Below are 15,807 nucleotides of genomic sequence, written 5' to 3'. Positions count from 1 at the left end.
CTAATCCTCTTTTTTTAATCTTTCTTCAATCTTATCTATAAATATTTCCATCGTCTTTATGCGAGCATGCCTTTTGCTGTTTGCCTCTATAAGGTTCCATGGCGCAAAATCAGTTGAAGTATATCTTATCATATCGCTTACAGCCAGTTCGTACTCATCCCATTTATCGCGGTTTCTCCAGTCTTCATCAGTAATCTTGTACTTTTTAGAGAATGTGTCCTCCCTTTCATTGAAGCGCCTGAGCTGTTCATCACGGTCAATCTGAAGCCAGAACTTTATTATTACAGCTCCCCATTTATCAAGAGAAGCTTCGAACTCATTTATCTCCTCATAAGCTCTCATCCACTCAGACCTGCTGCAGAACCCTTCTACTCTCTCCACTAAAACTCTTCCATACCAGCTCCTGTCATAAATCGAGATATGACCCGTCTTTGGTATTTTCTTCCAGAATCTCCAGAGATAATGATGGCTGTCTTCACACTCATTCGGCGCTGCGATGGTTGCCACGCTGTATCCGCGCGGATCAAGCGCGGATGCAATCCTTTTTATGCTTCCGCCCTTACCGGCCGCATCCCAGCCTTCATAAACCATTATTACAGGTATTTTTTTCTGATAAAGAATGTTCTGAAGCTTTTCTATCCTGTCTTTATATTTCTCGAGCTTTTCCTGATACTCGTCCTCAGATAAATCTTTTGTAAGATCCATGCTATTCAGGCTCTGTCCGTCGATGAGCCTGAACCTGGGATGGATGCTTATAATATCATTTGCAACATTATTTTCAGCCATTTGAGATTTCAGCTTTATGTGAGACTCTATTTTCTCTGTTATGATTTCAAGTGTCTTTATCCTCAGATAACGCCTGTCCGTTGCCGGGATAACATGCCACGGAGAAACGGGAGTGCTGGTACGGTCTATCATTATATCAAAAGCCTCAAAATGCCTGACATATTCCTTGTTGTGCTTTCGGTCCTTTTCAGTCACCCTCCATGAAGTTGACTTGTCCTCCATGAGCTTTTTGAAACGCTGCTTCTGCTCCTTCTGATCGATATGAAGAAAAAACTTTATTATCAGCGCCCCGTCATCTGAAAGCTGCTTTTCAAAAGTGTTTATCTCATCATAGGATTCCAGCTTTTCTCTGAATTCACCTGCCGAATCTATAAGGTCTGTAGATATGTCAAAGTACCAGCTCCTGTCAAATATGGCTATGTTTCCGTATTCAGGTATCTTATCCCAGAATCTGTAAAGAGGAGGTAGCCTTTTTTCAAGCTCATTGCATGGAGATACAGAGTAAACATCAAATCCCCTCGGATCCAGCGATCTTATCACCGAAGAAATGGTACTTCCCTTTCCAGAAGCTCCCCAGCCTTCAAATACTATGATTACTGGTATGCCCAGTTTCTTTATCTGCTGCTGAAGAAGGAACAGGCCGTCTCTAAGGCCCTCAATCCTTCCTTCGTATTCTTCCTTTGTAACAGAAAGCCTGAGATCTGTTTTTTCCAGCACGAATACTCCCCCTTTATGTAAAAAAGGTGATTAAACTAATAAAAATGTTCTAATCACCTTAAATATCACAAAAAACAATGTTAAATTAATCCATCTTCCTGTTGACCTTGAATTTATCCCACGGCTCTACAAGAGGCGGCTCCAGCATAAAAGTCATTTTCGTCTTCTTTGTCGGATGCATGAATTCTATCTTTCTCGACCAGAGTGCTATGCCCTTTCTGCTCTTGTAGGATGATCCGTATTTTCCGTCTCCCCAAATAGGGTTTTTTCTGCTTGAAAACTGTACTCTTATCTGATGAGGCCTTCCGGTAAGAAGATCTACTGAAATCAGTGTCAGGTTGTCCTTGGATTCTATCATCTCATATTTCAGTATGGCTTCCTTTGCATCTTTTACATTTTTATTTACTACCTGTACAGTGTTTGTGTCCTTATCCTTCTTAAGATAGTCAACAAGCTGAGATTTTTCAGATTTTATCTGGCCTTCGACAACGGTGACATACTCCTTGTGAAACTCTCTGTTTCTTATCTGCTCAGAAAGCCTCGATGCCGCCTTTGAGGTCCTTGCAAATACCATAAGTCCACCCGCAACTCTGTCCAGCCTGTGTACAAGACCAATATATACCTCTCCCGGCTTGTCGTATTTTACCTTTACGTAATCCTTTACTTCCGTAAGAAGGTCTCTGTCCTTTGACTCGTCCTCCTGGGTAGGCATGTTGAAGGGTTTTTCCACTACTATTATATGATTATCCTCATATACTACATTTAACATCTACTTATTCTCCATTCTTGCATATATTCCGCACGGCAGAATCAAATCGCCATTTCCTATCGGCAGTCCTATCTCACCGGAAGAAAATGAAGCATCAAATTTTTTAAATACGATTTTCATCATGTTGCTGAGCGATATATGAGAAAAACCAGTTGTATATGAATTTACCAGTACGAAGAGCGGATCATCTACAAGGACCTTTGAAGTAAGCTCAAGCAGCTTTGGCAGCTCATCTTCGAGCTTCCATATTTCTCCCTTTGGTCCTCTGCCATAAGAAGGAGGATCCATTATTACCGCATCGTATCTGTTTCCTCTTCGGATTTCCTTTTCAACAAACTTGAAAACATCATCAACAAGAAATCTTATCCTGTTTTCCTTGAGCCCGCTTATTTCGGCATTCTCCTTTGCCCAGGCTACCATTCCCTTTGATGCGTCCACATGGCACACCTCAGCTGCGCCTGCCTTTGAAGCTGCACATGTAGCTCCGCCTGTGTAGGCAAAGAGGTTAAGCACCTTAACCGGACGGCCGGCACTGCTTATTTTTTCAGTCATCCAGTCCCAGTTTGCAGCCTGCTCAGGAAACAGTCCGGTATGCTTGAAGCCTGTGGGTTTTATATAGAACGAGAGGTCCTTGTATTTAACTATCCATTTTTCAGGATATTTCTTTTTGTTCTCCCACTGTCCTCCGCCCTGAGTGCTTCTGTGATAGTGAGCATGGACCTCCTTCCATATTTTCTGGTTCTTGTCTGTTTTCCAGATTATCTGAGGATCCGGTCTTCGAAGGACTACGTCCTTCCAGACTTCGAGCTTTTCGCCCTCTCCCGCATCAAGTATCTTATAGTCTTTCCAGTTGTTTGCTATTATTAACATTAATTGCCTTCCTTATTTGATAATTTCCAGAAACTGCTCTCTGGTTGTCTTGTTTGTAAGCATTGAAAAAATCTTTGATGAGAGCTTTGTATCTCCAATCAGATTCGCTCCTGTCAGTATGTTATCTTTGAAGGTAAAGAATCTGTAGTTGCTGCCATCCTGCTCTTCTATATGATCATCTCTGTCATATATGTCGCCTGCAGAATAAACTCCCGTATTCAGGGCTTTGAGGATTACAGCAGGCGGATTCATGCTGAATCTGGCTTCTTTTCCGAGTATGTCAAGCGCCGCAATCTTTCCAGTCTGCATAGCCAGAGGCCATATTCCAAGACAGATTCCGTTTACCTGTGCACAGTCACCTACGGCATATATGTCTTCATCAGAGGTCCTCATGTTTTCATTAACAACTATTCCTCTGTCGGTTTCAATGCCTGCGCCTGTCGCAAGCCCTGTCTCAGGTCTCACTCCCACAGAAAACATCAGCATGTCCGTAGGAATCTCTTCTCCCGACTCAAGTATTATCTTCTCTACTTTTTCATTACCTATTATACACTTTGTGCTTTTTTGCGTAAACACATTTATTCCTTCGCTGCTCAGTTCATCCTGTACTATCTGGCTCGCTTTTTCGCTGAGCTGTCTGGCCATGAGCCTGTCTCCGAATTCAAGCACATTTACATTTTTTCCGGTTTTTTTAAGAGTCCACGCAGCCTCTATTCCAAGAAGCCCTCCTCCGATTATGGTAACCGTGCTTTTGTCTGCCATATAGCCGTTTATTTTTTCCATGTCCTCATAAAACTTGAGATTGAATACCCCAGTAATATCTGAGCCTTCAACCGGCGGCACGAAATTCCTGCTGCCTACCGCAATTACGAGTTTATCATAATCTATGCTTTCTCCTGAGCTGAATTCAACCTTTTTTGCATCCCTGTCTATCCTGACAGCCTCTTTTCCCTGAAGGAGCTCAATGTTATTGTCTTTATAATAATTTTCTGGCTTTAGATAAAAACGGCTGTCGATTTTGCCTTCACCCAGCATATGTGAAAGCTGAGGCCTGTAATATGGCAGTATCTCTTCCTTTCCTGCCACAGTAATCTGAATATCTGAATCATTCTTTCTTAAAGTATCCGCACATGAGATTGCACCTGCGCTGCTTCCTAATATCAAAATCTTCATATCTGGCCCTCCTTTTTATTTTAAATGATAACACAATGACAGCCACTCATCAAGAGAAGTTAGGCAATAAAAAAAAGAGGATGTGAATAAAAATATATTCTCATCCTCATGATAAACTGCTAAAAATCAGCAACGAGTGTCCTTCAGTCTTTCAGAGAGTCCTTCATCTTCTTAAAGAAAGATTTTTCCTTTTTTCCCGAATTCTCCTCTTTCTTGCTCTCGGTTTTTACTTCAGGCTTTTTTTCAGATTTGCCGTCTGCTGCCTCCGGGCTCTTTTTCTCACCGATAGCTTCCGCAAATTCTTCAAGTATCTGCCTCTGTCTCTGAGTAAGGTTTTTAGGAGTCTCGACTGTAACTCTTACCATCTGGTCTCCACGTTTGTCAGGATTGCTTATATAAGGGATACCCTTATTCTTTATCCTGAATATCGTTCCGGTCTGAGTTCCTTCTGAAACCTTGTACTTCACCTTTCCATCAAGCGTAGGCACTTCAATCTCAGCTCCCAGCGCTGCCTGAGTAAATGAAATCGGTATCTCCAGCCATACGTTGTTTCCATCTCTTTCAAAAAGCTTGTGGGGAAGAACGTTTATAGTAAGGTATACATCTCCTCGAGGGCCTCCCTTGCTTCCCGGCTGACCTTCGCCTGCTATTCTCAGAGTAGATCCGTCGTCTATGCCGGCCGGTATCTTGACAGCTTTCTTGACCTTTACGGTTTCAGTCTTTCTTCCTCTGCACTTTGTACACTTTTCATCGATGACTTCACCAGTTCCGTTACAGTTTCCGCACACACTGGAGCTCATCATAGTACCAAACGGAGTTCTCACCTGTTTTTGAACCTGTCCGCTTCCGTGGCATACAGGACATGTCTTTGCAGATGTACCCTGCTTTGCACCTGATCCATGACACTCAGAGCATTCCTCTTCTCTTGTAATGTTTATTTCTTTTTCTACGCCAAATGCTGCCTCTTCAAAAGTGATATTCATCCTGTAGCGTATATCTTCTCCCTTTTGAGGTCCATTCCTTCTCTGTCTGCTCCCCGTGGCGCCGAATCCACCTCCAAATATACCTTCAAAGATATCCTCGAAACCTCCGAAGCCTCCAAATCCTCCCCCAAAGCCGCCTGCTCCTGCTCCAGGTCCGCCCTGTTCAAATGCTGCATGCCCAAACCTGTCATAGGCTGCTCTCTTCTGAGGATCGGAAATGTGCTCATATGCTTCATTTACTTCCTTGAATTTCGCTTCTGCCTCTTTGTTATCAGGATTTCGGTCCGGATGGAATTCCATAGCTTTTTTCCTGAAAGCCTTCTTTATCTCTTTCTCATCTGCATCTTTTGAAACACCGAGAACTTCGTAATAATCTTTTTTTGCCACCGTATCACCTCTTCAAGGCAAAAGCCTGCGGAGATATCCGCAAGCCTGCCGTCATATTCTTATTATTCTTCCACAATCTCCGCATCAACCACATTATCCTGCTTAGGCTCTTCTGCCCCAGGCTCTGCGCCTTCTGCTCCCTGAGCTGCCTGAGCCTGCTCATACATTTTCTGAGAAATAACATGGAATTTATTCATTACTTCATCAATTGCTTTTCTTATTTCATCACCAGACGCGTTTTCGTTAGCGATTACAGCTTTAAGATCGCTTACTGCTGAATTCACAGCATCCTTTTCTTCCTGTGAAGCTTTGTCTCCAACCTCTTCGAGAGTCTTCTCTGTCTGATAGATTGTTGATTCTGCCTGGTTAAGAGCTTCCATTCTGTCTTTCTTCTTTCTGTCTTCTTCAGCATGAAGCTCAGCTTCCTTGACCTTCTTGTTTATTTCCTCTTCAGAAAGATTTGTAGATGAAGTGATAGTTATTGACTGCTCCTTGCCTGTTCCAAGGTCTTTTGCCATAACGTGAACTATACCGTTGGCATCTATATCAAACGTAACTTCGATCTGTGGAATTCCTCTTGGCGCCGCTGGAATGTTTGTAAGCTGGAATCTTCCAAGAGTCACGTTGTCAGCTGCCATTGATCTTTCTCCCTGAAGTACATGGATGTCAACCGCTGTCTGGTTGTCAGCTGCCGTAGAGAATACCTGAGATTTCTTGGTTGGTATTGTAGTATTTCTGTTGATTATCGGTGTAGATACTCCACCAAGTGTCTCGATTCCAAGTGAAAGTGGCGTAACATCAAGAAGCAGAAGATCTTTTACTTCACCAGTCAGAACTCCGGCCTGGATAGCTGCTCCCAGAGCAACACACTCATCAGGGTTGATTCCCTTGTGCGGATCTTTTCCTGTGAAGTTCTTTACAGCTTCCTGTACTGCAGGTATTCTTGTTGATCCACCAACAAGGATTACCTTATCTATTTCGCTTGTTGAAAGCTTTGCATCTGCAAGAGCCTTTTTAGTCGGCTCCATTGTAGCATCAACAAGTCTTCTTGTAAGCTCATCAAATTTTGCTCTTGTGAGATCCATGTTAAGGTGTTTTGGACCTTCAGCAGTAGCAGTGATGAACGGAAGGTTGATATTTGTTGAAAGTGTTGAAGAAAGCTCTTTTTTAGCTTTTTCAGCAGCATCTTTAAGTCTCTGAAGGCTCATCTTGTCAGCCTTAAGGTCAACACCCTCCTGCTTTTTGAATTCAGAAGCCATATAATCTACAAGTATATCGTCGAAGTCGTCTCCGCCAAGTCTGTTGTTTCCGCTTGTTGAAAGTACTTCGAATGCTCCGTCTCCAAGCTCGAGGATAGATACGTCAAATGTACCGCCACCAAGGTCAAAAACAAGTATTTTTTCTTCTTTGCCATCTTTGTCGAATCCATATGCTATAGAAGCAGCCGTAGGCTCGTTTATTATTCTCTTAACGTCAAGTCCTGCGATTCTTCCGGCGTCCTTTGTTGCCTGTCTCTGAGCATCAGTGAAGTATGCCGGTACAGTTATAACTGCATCTGTAACCTTCTCTCCAAGATAGCTCTCAGCGTCAGCCTTAAGCTTCTGAAGGATTATTGCAGAAATATCCTGAGGAGTGTATTTTTTTCCGTCTATCTCAACATGGTGATCAGTTCCCATCTCTCTTTTTATAGAGCTTATTGTCCTGTCAGGGTTTGTAACTGACTGTCTCTTTGCCGGCTCTCCTACTATTCTCTCGCCATCCTTTGAAAACGCAACTACCGAAGGTGTAGTCCTGAATCCTTCTCTATTTGATATTACGACTGGCTCTCCACCTTCTAATACAGCAACACATGAGTTGGTTGTTCCAAGGTCAATTCCTATTACTTTTCCCATTTTTTGTTCCTCCTGAATTTTTTATTCATTAAATAAAATTTGTTTTATTCAAATTTCCATATCTCTACAGAAATATTTAGCGATTTATCTCGATACCTTTACCATTGCAGGTCTTATGACCTTTTCCTTGAGCTTGTATCCCTTCTGGAATACCTCTAGTATCTGATCCGGAGTTTCTCCTTCATCCTGCATTACAGCGTGGTGCATATTCGGATCGAATGTGCCGTCTGTAGGTATTTCCTCTACGCAGTTTCTTGCAAGTACATCCTCTACCTGCTTCTTTATCATCTCAACGCCCTTGTATACGGATGATTCTCTGTCCTCAGAGCTTGAAAGCGCTCTGTCGAAATTGTCCATTATCGCCAGCAGCTCAACGATTATCTTTTCGTTTGCAAAAGCCGATATGTCTTCTTTCTCTTTTTCAGTCCTTCTCTTGAAGTTCATGAAATCCGCCTGAGTCCTCTGAGCCGTAGCCTTGAGCTCCTCAATCTGCTTTTTCGCCTCTTCAAGCTCAGCCGATGATTTATCCTTCTTTGCTTTTGACTTTGCAAAATTCAGTATTTTTTCACCCATGTCTGATTCTTTTCCTGAGGGTGCCGAAGTTTCTTCAGCAACATTTTCAGCATTTTCTTCCTGAGCGGCAGACTTTGCTTCCTGTCTCAGATCCTCTTCAACCGTGTTTTTGTCCTTCTTGTCCATTTCCCTTCCCTTTCTACGAGTCATTTATTATCGAATTTATCTTTGACTGAATATAGCTTATGACCGAGTAAGCCTTGTCATAGTCCATCCTTTTTGGAGCTATCAGTCCTATCTTTCCTATCACAGATCCTTTGTAGTGGAAATTCGCAGTAATAATTGCACAGTCCTTGACTACAGATCCCATGTCTTCGTTTCCTAAAATTATATTTATGTCATCTTTCTTTATGCCCTCATTATCCAGTATTCGCTTTACCTCATCCTTGCTGCTGAGAAAATCCATGAACGACTTTGCTCTTTCAATATCATGAAACTCAGGATAGTCGAGCATGTTTGTAGCTCCGTCAAGCGCCAGCTCGACATTATTCTCAGTTATGAAGGCGCTGCTGAGGTTCATAGCGATATCATCAAATACCGCCGAATATACATCCAGCTTCCTTCTTATGAAGTCAAGAAGATCAATGTCAACTCCGGCAACATTCTTTCCTACAAGGTTGTCGTTTATCATCGAGCCTATGAGCTTTACCGTGTCGTCCCCAACCTCTGTGCTGAGATTTGCCGTACAGCTTTTTACCTCTCCATTGTCAAGAACCGTAACTATGACTACCTGTCTTTCATTTATCTTCACAAGCGAGACATGCTTTATATATATCGCCTCTGTATTTCTTTTTGAGACTGCAAATGCAGTGTAATTAGTTACCTTGGTAAGCATGTTAAGCGACTGCTCTATCAGAGAATTTATCTGAGTTATATTGTCAAAGAAATTCATGTCCTCAAGAATCTTCATGTTGCTTTCTCTCTTCTCAAAGGACTGATCCTCAAACAGAAGGTTCTGTACATAAAGTTCATATGCCTCAGGCGAAGGAATCCTCCCTGCAGAAGTATGCGGCTGCATAAGCAGGCCCAGCTCTTCGAGGTCAGACATCTCGTTTCTTATGGTTGCGGCGCTGACTCCAAGGTCCTTGTTCTTTGATATGGTTCTTGAACCAACTGGCTCAGCTGTGTCTATATATTCCTTTATTATGAATTTCAGTATTCTTTTTTTTCTGTCACTGAGATTGATTAATGAAGCCATTTTGTCACCTCACTCTATCTTTGTTAGCACTCTATCACCACGAGTGCTAACTCTATACATATAATATAACTATTTGCCTGCTGTGTCAATAATATTTTAAATTTTTGCAACAAAAAAACTTCTTAACATATCTTGGTATGTAAGAAGCCTGATATTGATCAACTGGAGCGGGTGAAGGGGATCGAACCCTCGCAACCGGCTTGGAAGGCCGGGGCTCTACCACTGAGCTACACCCGCAGGTTAGTTAGGTTATGTACTGGAGCGGGTGAAGGGGATCGAACCCTCGCAACCGGCTTGGAAGGCCGGGGCTCTACCACTGAGCTACACCCGCAGGTTGATTATTGTTTCATGCCAGTAATTTTATGGTGGTGGAGAGTGGATTCGAACCACTGAAAGCGTTGCTAACAGATTTACAGTCTGCCCCCTTTGGCCACTCGGGAACTCCACCATGCATGATTGTAATTTGGTGGGACCAACAGGGCTCGAACCTGTGACCCCCTGCTTGTAAGGCAGGTGCTCTCCCAGCTGAGCTATGATCCCGTACAAACAATCAAGTAATTATTAAAGTAAGGTATGTCCTTACCACGTTTATTATAATACCAAACTAACCGTCAGTTGTCAACAAAAAATTTCATATTTCTATTTTTAAAATATAGCGACTGAGTTTTTCGGGTCAAAAGGCTTGAGGCTTACCTTGACGCTTTCTTCTCTTGAGGTAGGTACGTTCTTGCCTACAAAATCAGCTCTTACAGGAAGCTCTCTGTGCCCTCTGTCTATCAGAACTGCAAGCTGTATGGATTTTGGCCTTCCTATCTCCATTAGCGCATTCAGTGCAGATCTCACAGTTCTGCCTGTATAGAGCACATCGTCTACGAGTATTACCACCTTGTCGTCAATTCCGAAAGAAAGATTGTTTCCTTCGCTTACTGTGTTTATCTTCTTCTGTTCAAGGTCGTCCCTGTAGTTTGTGACATCAAGCTCACCCGTGCTGAGCTGTGTGCCTTCAATCTCGTTTATCTTTCCTGATATCATCTGAGCGAGCGCTATCCCTCTTGTCTTTACGCCTACGACAACAATATTCTCTGTTCCCTTGTTCTTTTCGATAATTTCATGGCTGATTCTGGTGACTGCCCTGAATATATCTTTTTCGTCCATTATTAATGCCTTCATTATGAATCTCCTTTACCAGCTATATTTCTGTCAGTTTTGACAGTATATCAGAAAAATACTTCGGAAGCTCTGAGTTGAATTCTACATATTCACCACTTGAAGGATGAATGAATCCGAGCCTTCCTGCATGAAGCACCGGCCCCTGAGTCTTAAACCGGAAGCTTCCTCCATAATAGAGATCATCTCCAAGAAGAGGGTACCCCTTGTAAAGCGAATGTACTCTTATCTGATGCGTCCTTCCGGTTTCAAGTGTAGCCTTCAGAAGGCTGTGCCCGTTATATCTCTTTTCGACCTTAAAATGAGTTACTGCGCGCCTTCCACCCTCGACAACCGCCATCTTGAGCCTGTCCTTAGGATTTCTTCCTATAGGCGCATCCACCGTATAAGAGTCCTCCTTTGGGTTTCCAAGCACTATCATGCTGTACTCCCTTGTTATGCTATGATCCTTGAACTGAGCTGAAAGCGAATTGTGCGCTCTGTCATTTTTTGCTACTACAAGTATCCCCGTAGTGTTCTTGTCAATTCGATGGACTATTCCCGGTCTTCTGATTCCGTTTATGGTAGACAGATTATCCCGGCAGTGAAAAAGGAGCGCATTCACAAGAGTCCCTGTATAGTTTCCGGGAGCAGGATGCACTACCATATCCTTTCCCTTGTTTATGACTATGACATCCTCGTCCTCATAAATTATATCAAGAGGTATATCCTCAGCTATAATGTCAAGCTCAACAGGCTCCGAAAGCTCCATGACCACAACATCATCCTCCTGAACCAGATAGCTCGGCTTTCTGACTTTGTCATTTACCTTTACATTTCCGTCCTTTATGTTCTTCTGTATAAAAGACCTGCTGCTCGTGCTGACTTCGGATGCAAGATACTGATCCAGCCTCGCGCCGGAGTCTTCTTCATTTACATAAAATATGCTTTTTTCCACAGATTCTCCTTAATCGTTCTTAGTTTCAGATGAGTTCATCTTCTGCATCTCAATATGCTCCTGATTTACATCAACGAGAACTTTTTCAAAATTCCATTCAAGATTGTTAGCAGTCACGGTAGCAAAAACAGGTCTTCTTATTCCGGTCTTTCTGAGTTCCTCTATGAATGTGAATATTCCCTCTCTGTCAAATCCTGCAAACATGCAGAGCTCAAGATTGCGAACTGGCTCCTCTGTAAAATGCGGGTGAGCTTCCTTTTCGAGTATATCGATAACTTTTTCTGAGAGTTCCTGATTTTTTACAACATGAAGCTCATCACTCAGCTCCGAGGCAATACCTGAAATAGTGATTATTCTCTGCTGATCAATCCCATAAAGCAAAATCTTCTTCATATATCTTCTCCTTTTCACGTACAAGAAGAATGCCCGGTAAAAGGCATTCTCCGTAATCTACTGTTTATCCTTCAGGTCACAGTCCGCAGAGCATGATCCACTGCGTTTCCTGATCTCGCATTTGTCTCTGGAAGGGCAGGCATAGCAGCCGTCGCTCACTTCTCTCTTGACCGATCTGACAAGGATATAAATCCCTGAAGCGACAATAATAAATCCGATAATATATGATAACATATTTTCTCCTTTAGCCCAATAGCAGGCTTGCAATCTGATAAAACGCCATTGACACGAACCAGGCTATACCAAACTGATATAAAACTGAAAAAACAGTCCATTTGATTGAATTGGTCTCTCTTCTTATTACTCCTATAACCGATACGCAAGGAGTATAAAGAAGGACAAATATCATGAAAGCATATGCTGAAATCGGAGTGAATGTCGACGACAGAGCCGCTGCAAACTCGCCTGCAGTCTCACCTATTCCATATATTATTGCCATGTTCGCTATTACGACTTCTTTTGCAAGAACTCCCGTAAGAAGCGAGAGTGAAGCCTGATAGCTTCCAAATCCAAGAGGTGCGAATAAAGGAGCAATCATTTTTCCTATCGAAGCACCTATGCTGCTGTTTATCTCGGACGGACCTGAGAAATTGTAATTAAGCATGAACCAGAGGACCACAGAAGCCCCGAATATAAGGGTTCCGGCCTTGATAATGAAGCCCTTTACCCTGTCCCATATGTGAAGGAACAGATTCTTTGGTGAAGGAAATCTGTACTGCGGAAGCTCCATTATGAAAGGAGTCTCGTCAGCCTTGAAAAGCGTCTTCTTGAAAACGAGTCCAACCGCAATTGCCACTAATATACCCAGAGCATAAAGCGAGAAAACAATATATTTCTCTCTTCCCGGGAAAAACGCCGCTGCAAAAAGCGTATATACAGGCAGCCTCGCCGAGCATGAAACAAAAGGATTTATAAGGATAGATGTCAGCCTGTCCTTTTCATTTTCAAGCGTCCTGGTACTCATTATCGCAGGAACGTTGCAGCCAATCCCCAGCACGAGCGGTATGAACGCCTTTCCGCTGAGTCCTATGTTTCTCATTGCCCTGTCCATTATGAATGCGACCCTTGCCATGTAACCTGTGTCTTCCATCAGTGATATCATGAGGAACAGACATGCCACGTTAGGAATGAATACAAGCACTCCTCCGACTCCCGAAAGTATCCCATCTATTACAAGTGCTATAAGCCAGCTCTGAGCTCCTATGGCTAACAGCACCGACTCAAGAAACGGAGCTATGGTACCTGCAATCAGCCCGTCGATGAACTCGTTCATAGGATTTCCCACAAGGTCAAAGGTAACAAAGAAGGTAAAGAACATCATGAGCGCGAATATAGGTATAGCCAGATATTTGTTTGTCACCACCTGATCTATCCTGTCGCTCACTGTATATTTCTCATCTTCAGGTTTTTTGAGTATGTCTGTCGAGATGCTCTCGATGAATTCATATGTGAGGTCTGTCTTTTTTTCTTCCCTCATGTCCTCTGAAGCTACGGTGTCTTCAATCTCAGAAATCCTGTCAAAGAACTCCTCGAGAACCGGAGTGTCACGCGTTATGCCGGCTTCTGACCTTATTGCATCTACAAGCTCCTCTACTCCCTCATTTCTGGAGGCCACAATAGGAATAACCCTGAGTCCGAGCTTTTTTTCAAGCTCTCTTATGTTGATCTCGTGTCCCATTTTCTGCGCCACATCAATCATGTTGAGCGCAATGATCATAGGCTTTCTGAGACTGAGAAGCTGAAGCGTAAGAAACAGGTTTCTCTCAAGATTTGCTGCATCAACAATGTTCACTACTACGTCAGGATTTTCTTCAATTATATAATTCTTGGAAACTATCTCCTCCATTGAATATGGAGAAAGCGAATATATTCCCGGAAGGTCAACTATCTTTATCTTTTCTCCATTTGAAACAAAATACCCTTCCTTCTTCTCAACAGTTACCCCAGGCCAGTTTCCAACATACTGCCTCGAGCCTGTGAGAGAGTTGAACAGCGTAGTCTTTCCACAGTTCGGGTTTCCTGCAAGTGCAATTGTAAAATTCTCATGTGACATATATATTCTCCAATTTAATTAAATTTATTGTCTAAAAAAGGCAGGATGATGCATCCTGCCATTACAAATCTCATTTTATGCGAATGTTTGTAGCATCAGATCTTCTTATCGCTATATGGGAATTTTTCACCTTGATGTCTATAGGATCTCCCAGAGGAGCCACCCTTTCTATCTTTACAGTGCTTCCCTTTGTTAGCCCCATATCTACAATTCTTCTCTTTAATATTCCAGTTATATCTATAGATTCAATTACAGCCGTTTCACCAATGCCTAAATCGCTCAGATTTCTCATAATACCTCCATGAAAACATATATTTAAAATTCAAAATCAGATCAGGCGACTATCACTCCGTGCGCCGTAGAAAGATTGATCACAAGCTTGGAGTTTAAAACCTTTATCAGCATGGAACCATTTCTGGACCCCTGAATCACTTTTATCCTGGTGCCTTTTACAAGCCCCAGCTCATTAAGTCTTCTTGTTACTGAAGAATTTCCTCTGAAATCCATAACTGTCACTTCATTATTTGTAGCAGCCATACTTAAGGGCATATATAACACCTCTCTTCAATGATTCTGATATCTAATTGATAATCTATATCAATTATACTGCAGTCGTATCATAAAGTCAAGAATCAAGTGCATAAAAGGAATAAATTATAGTTTTTCACTTGTATATAATCACAATATGGCCTAAAATATATTCATACTTTAATAATTCGTGAATAATTCGAGGTGCGAAATGAGCAAAAAACACGGTGCAAACTTATTTGAGCTTTCAAAGCAGTACAATTTCGATATCAACAACATACTGGACTTCAGTTCCAACATAAATCCTTTCGGCGCAAGCAGAAAGGCGCTTGATTATGTATCTGAGAATATAGATATGGTGTCCATATATCCAGATCCAGAATACATCAGCCTTAAAAATGCAATATCAGGCTACAGCGAATGCAAGGCAGAAAACATAATCCTGAGCAATGGCGCGACATCTCTGATATCAAACTATATTAAATATGTATCCCCTTCAAAATCACTGCTTATACAGCCGGCGTATTCGGAATACGAAAGCGAGCTTGAAGCTCAGGGATCCGAAATCTGCAGATTCTATCTCGATAAGGATAGCGATTTTGTGATTGATGCAAAAAAAATGACAGATTTCATAAATGAAAATCAGATCGATCTTGTCATATTGTGTAATCCTAACAACCCGACAGGAACAATTGTATCCAGATCAGACATGCACGATATCATTACTGGCACCAGAGCAAAATTCCTGGTTGACGAGACCTATATAGAGTTTTCCGAAAAGGACATATTCACCTCATCCCCTCTTACGACCGAAAATCCAAATCTGTTTGTAATAAGAGGCACAAGCAAGTTCTTTGGTACCCCTGGAATAAGGCTCGGCTATGCCATAACATCAGATTCAGGGGCAAAAGACTTCATAAACTCAAAGTTCAACCTCTGGGACATAAATATAATAGCTTCTGCAATGGGAGAGATAATGTTCACAGATACGGAATATATAAATGATACATTCAAAAAAATATCAGAAGAGATGAAATACCTTAAATCAGAGCTCTCAAGGCTCAGAAACCTCAAGGTATATCCAAGCAGCGGAAATTTCATATTATGCGAGATTCTGCGCAGCGACCTTGACGCATCCGATGTTTATGGCGAACTTATAAAAAAAGGGATTGCGATTAGAAACTGCAGCAGCTTCAACGGTCTGAGCGAAAAATTCTTCAGAATATGCACGCTGAGACATTCTGAAAACGAGCTCCTGGTATCTGAACTGGAAAAAATATTCAATAAAAATGAATAATGCATATGCATTATTCATTTTTAT

Annotated in this window: 16 protein-coding genes and 4 tRNA genes; 1 reads left to right on the top strand and 19 read right to left on the bottom strand. The window is 42.1% G+C overall.

The features are described from left to right. From pap to AC4PGZ_RS04590, 19 genes are all read right to left on the bottom strand, one after another. Positions 1 to 1,503, bottom strand: coding sequence for a polyphosphate:AMP phosphotransferase (pap, locus tag AC4PGZ_RS04680; protein WP_492159886.1), 1,503 nt, complete (start codon positions 1,501 to 1,503; stop codon positions 1 to 3). Between the two features lie 85 nt (positions 1,504 to 1,588). Beyond that, positions 1,589 to 2,272 (bottom strand): RluA family pseudouridine synthase, encoded by a 684-nt coding sequence (locus AC4PGZ_RS04675; protein WP_492159885.1) that lies wholly within the window; start codon positions 2,270 to 2,272, stop codon positions 1,589 to 1,591. Further along, a complete protein-coding gene (locus AC4PGZ_RS04670; RefSeq protein WP_492159884.1) occupies positions 2,273 to 3,142 on the bottom strand; it encodes a class I SAM-dependent methyltransferase in 870 nt (289 codons plus the stop codon). A gap of 12 nt (positions 3,143 to 3,154) precedes the next feature. Beyond that, entirely contained in the window at positions 3,155 to 4,315 is a 1,161-nt protein-coding gene (locus AC4PGZ_RS04665) for an NAD(P)/FAD-dependent oxidoreductase (protein WP_492159883.1), read from the bottom strand. A gap of 143 nt (positions 4,316 to 4,458) precedes the next feature. After that, positions 4,459 to 5,685 carry a molecular chaperone DnaJ gene (gene dnaJ / locus AC4PGZ_RS04660; RefSeq protein WP_492159882.1) on the bottom strand — a complete coding sequence of 409 codons (1,227 nt, stop codon included), beginning with the start codon at positions 5,683 to 5,685 and terminating at the stop codon, positions 4,459 to 4,461. Between the two features lie 62 nt (positions 5,686 to 5,747). Beyond that, complete coding sequence (gene dnaK, locus AC4PGZ_RS04655; RefSeq protein WP_492159881.1) at positions 5,748 to 7,577, bottom strand: molecular chaperone DnaK; 1,830 nt, start codon at positions 7,575 to 7,577, stop codon at positions 5,748 to 5,750. Positions 7,578 to 7,661: 84 nt separating this feature from the next. Further along, complete coding sequence (gene grpE, locus AC4PGZ_RS04650) at positions 7,662 to 8,276, bottom strand: nucleotide exchange factor GrpE (RefSeq protein WP_492159880.1); 615 nt, start codon at positions 8,274 to 8,276, stop codon at positions 7,662 to 7,664. 13 nt (positions 8,277 to 8,289) lie between these two features. Continuing rightward, positions 8,290 to 9,348, bottom strand: coding sequence for a heat-inducible transcriptional repressor HrcA (gene hrcA, locus AC4PGZ_RS04645; RefSeq protein ID WP_492159879.1), 1,059 nt, complete (start codon positions 9,346 to 9,348; stop codon positions 8,290 to 8,292). A gap of 163 nt (positions 9,349 to 9,511) precedes the next feature. Then, a tRNA-Gly gene (locus tag AC4PGZ_RS04640) sits at positions 9,512 to 9,585 on the bottom strand. 20 nt (positions 9,586 to 9,605) lie between these two features. Beyond that, a tRNA-Gly gene (locus tag AC4PGZ_RS04635) sits at positions 9,606 to 9,679 on the bottom strand. 32 nt (positions 9,680 to 9,711) lie between these two features. Then, positions 9,712 to 9,796 (bottom strand) — tRNA-Tyr (locus AC4PGZ_RS04630). 16 nt (positions 9,797 to 9,812) lie between these two features. Next, positions 9,813 to 9,888: transfer RNA gene (locus AC4PGZ_RS04625), tRNA-Val, on the bottom strand. 105 nt (positions 9,889 to 9,993) lie between these two features. Next, positions 9,994 to 10,518: a bifunctional pyr operon transcriptional regulator/uracil phosphoribosyltransferase PyrR gene (gene pyrR, locus AC4PGZ_RS04620; RefSeq protein ID WP_492159878.1), complete on the bottom strand. Its 525-nt coding sequence runs from the start codon at positions 10,516 to 10,518 to the stop codon at positions 9,994 to 9,996. A gap of 19 nt (positions 10,519 to 10,537) precedes the next feature. Then, entirely contained in the window at positions 10,538 to 11,452 is a 915-nt protein-coding gene (locus tag AC4PGZ_RS04615; RefSeq protein WP_492159877.1) for an RluA family pseudouridine synthase, read from the bottom strand. 9 nt (positions 11,453 to 11,461) lie between these two features. Continuing rightward, on the bottom strand, positions 11,462 to 11,845 hold the full coding sequence (locus AC4PGZ_RS04610) for a DUF3783 domain-containing protein (protein WP_492159876.1): 384 nt from the start codon (positions 11,843 to 11,845) through the stop codon (positions 11,462 to 11,464). 57 nt (positions 11,846 to 11,902) lie between these two features. Next, a complete protein-coding gene (locus AC4PGZ_RS04605; RefSeq protein ID WP_492159875.1) occupies positions 11,903 to 12,079 on the bottom strand; it encodes a hypothetical protein in 177 nt (58 codons plus the stop codon). Between the two features lie 10 nt (positions 12,080 to 12,089). Beyond that, entirely contained in the window at positions 12,090 to 13,958 is a 1,869-nt protein-coding gene (gene feoB, locus AC4PGZ_RS04600; RefSeq protein WP_492159874.1) for a ferrous iron transport protein B, read from the bottom strand. Positions 13,959 to 14,028: 70 nt separating this feature from the next. Beyond that, positions 14,029 to 14,250, bottom strand: coding sequence for a FeoA family protein (locus tag AC4PGZ_RS04595; RefSeq protein WP_492159873.1), 222 nt, complete (start codon positions 14,248 to 14,250; stop codon positions 14,029 to 14,031). 41 nt (positions 14,251 to 14,291) lie between these two features. Then, a complete protein-coding gene (locus AC4PGZ_RS04590) occupies positions 14,292 to 14,507 on the bottom strand; it encodes a FeoA family protein (RefSeq protein WP_492159872.1) in 216 nt (71 codons plus the stop codon). A gap of 190 nt (positions 14,508 to 14,697) precedes the next feature. Here AC4PGZ_RS04590 and AC4PGZ_RS04585 point away from each other — a divergent pair, with 190 nt between their 5' ends. Beyond that, the gene (locus AC4PGZ_RS04585) at positions 14,698 to 15,783 is read left to right on the top strand and encodes a pyridoxal phosphate-dependent aminotransferase (RefSeq protein ID WP_492159871.1); all 1,086 of its coding nucleotides are present in this window, start codon (positions 14,698 to 14,700) and stop codon (positions 15,781 to 15,783) included. Positions 15,784 to 15,807 lie beyond the last annotated feature (24 nt).

The organism is Proteocatella sp. QWL-06, from assembly GCF_058684135.1.
This window is presented reverse-complemented; position numbering and strand designations above follow the sequence as displayed.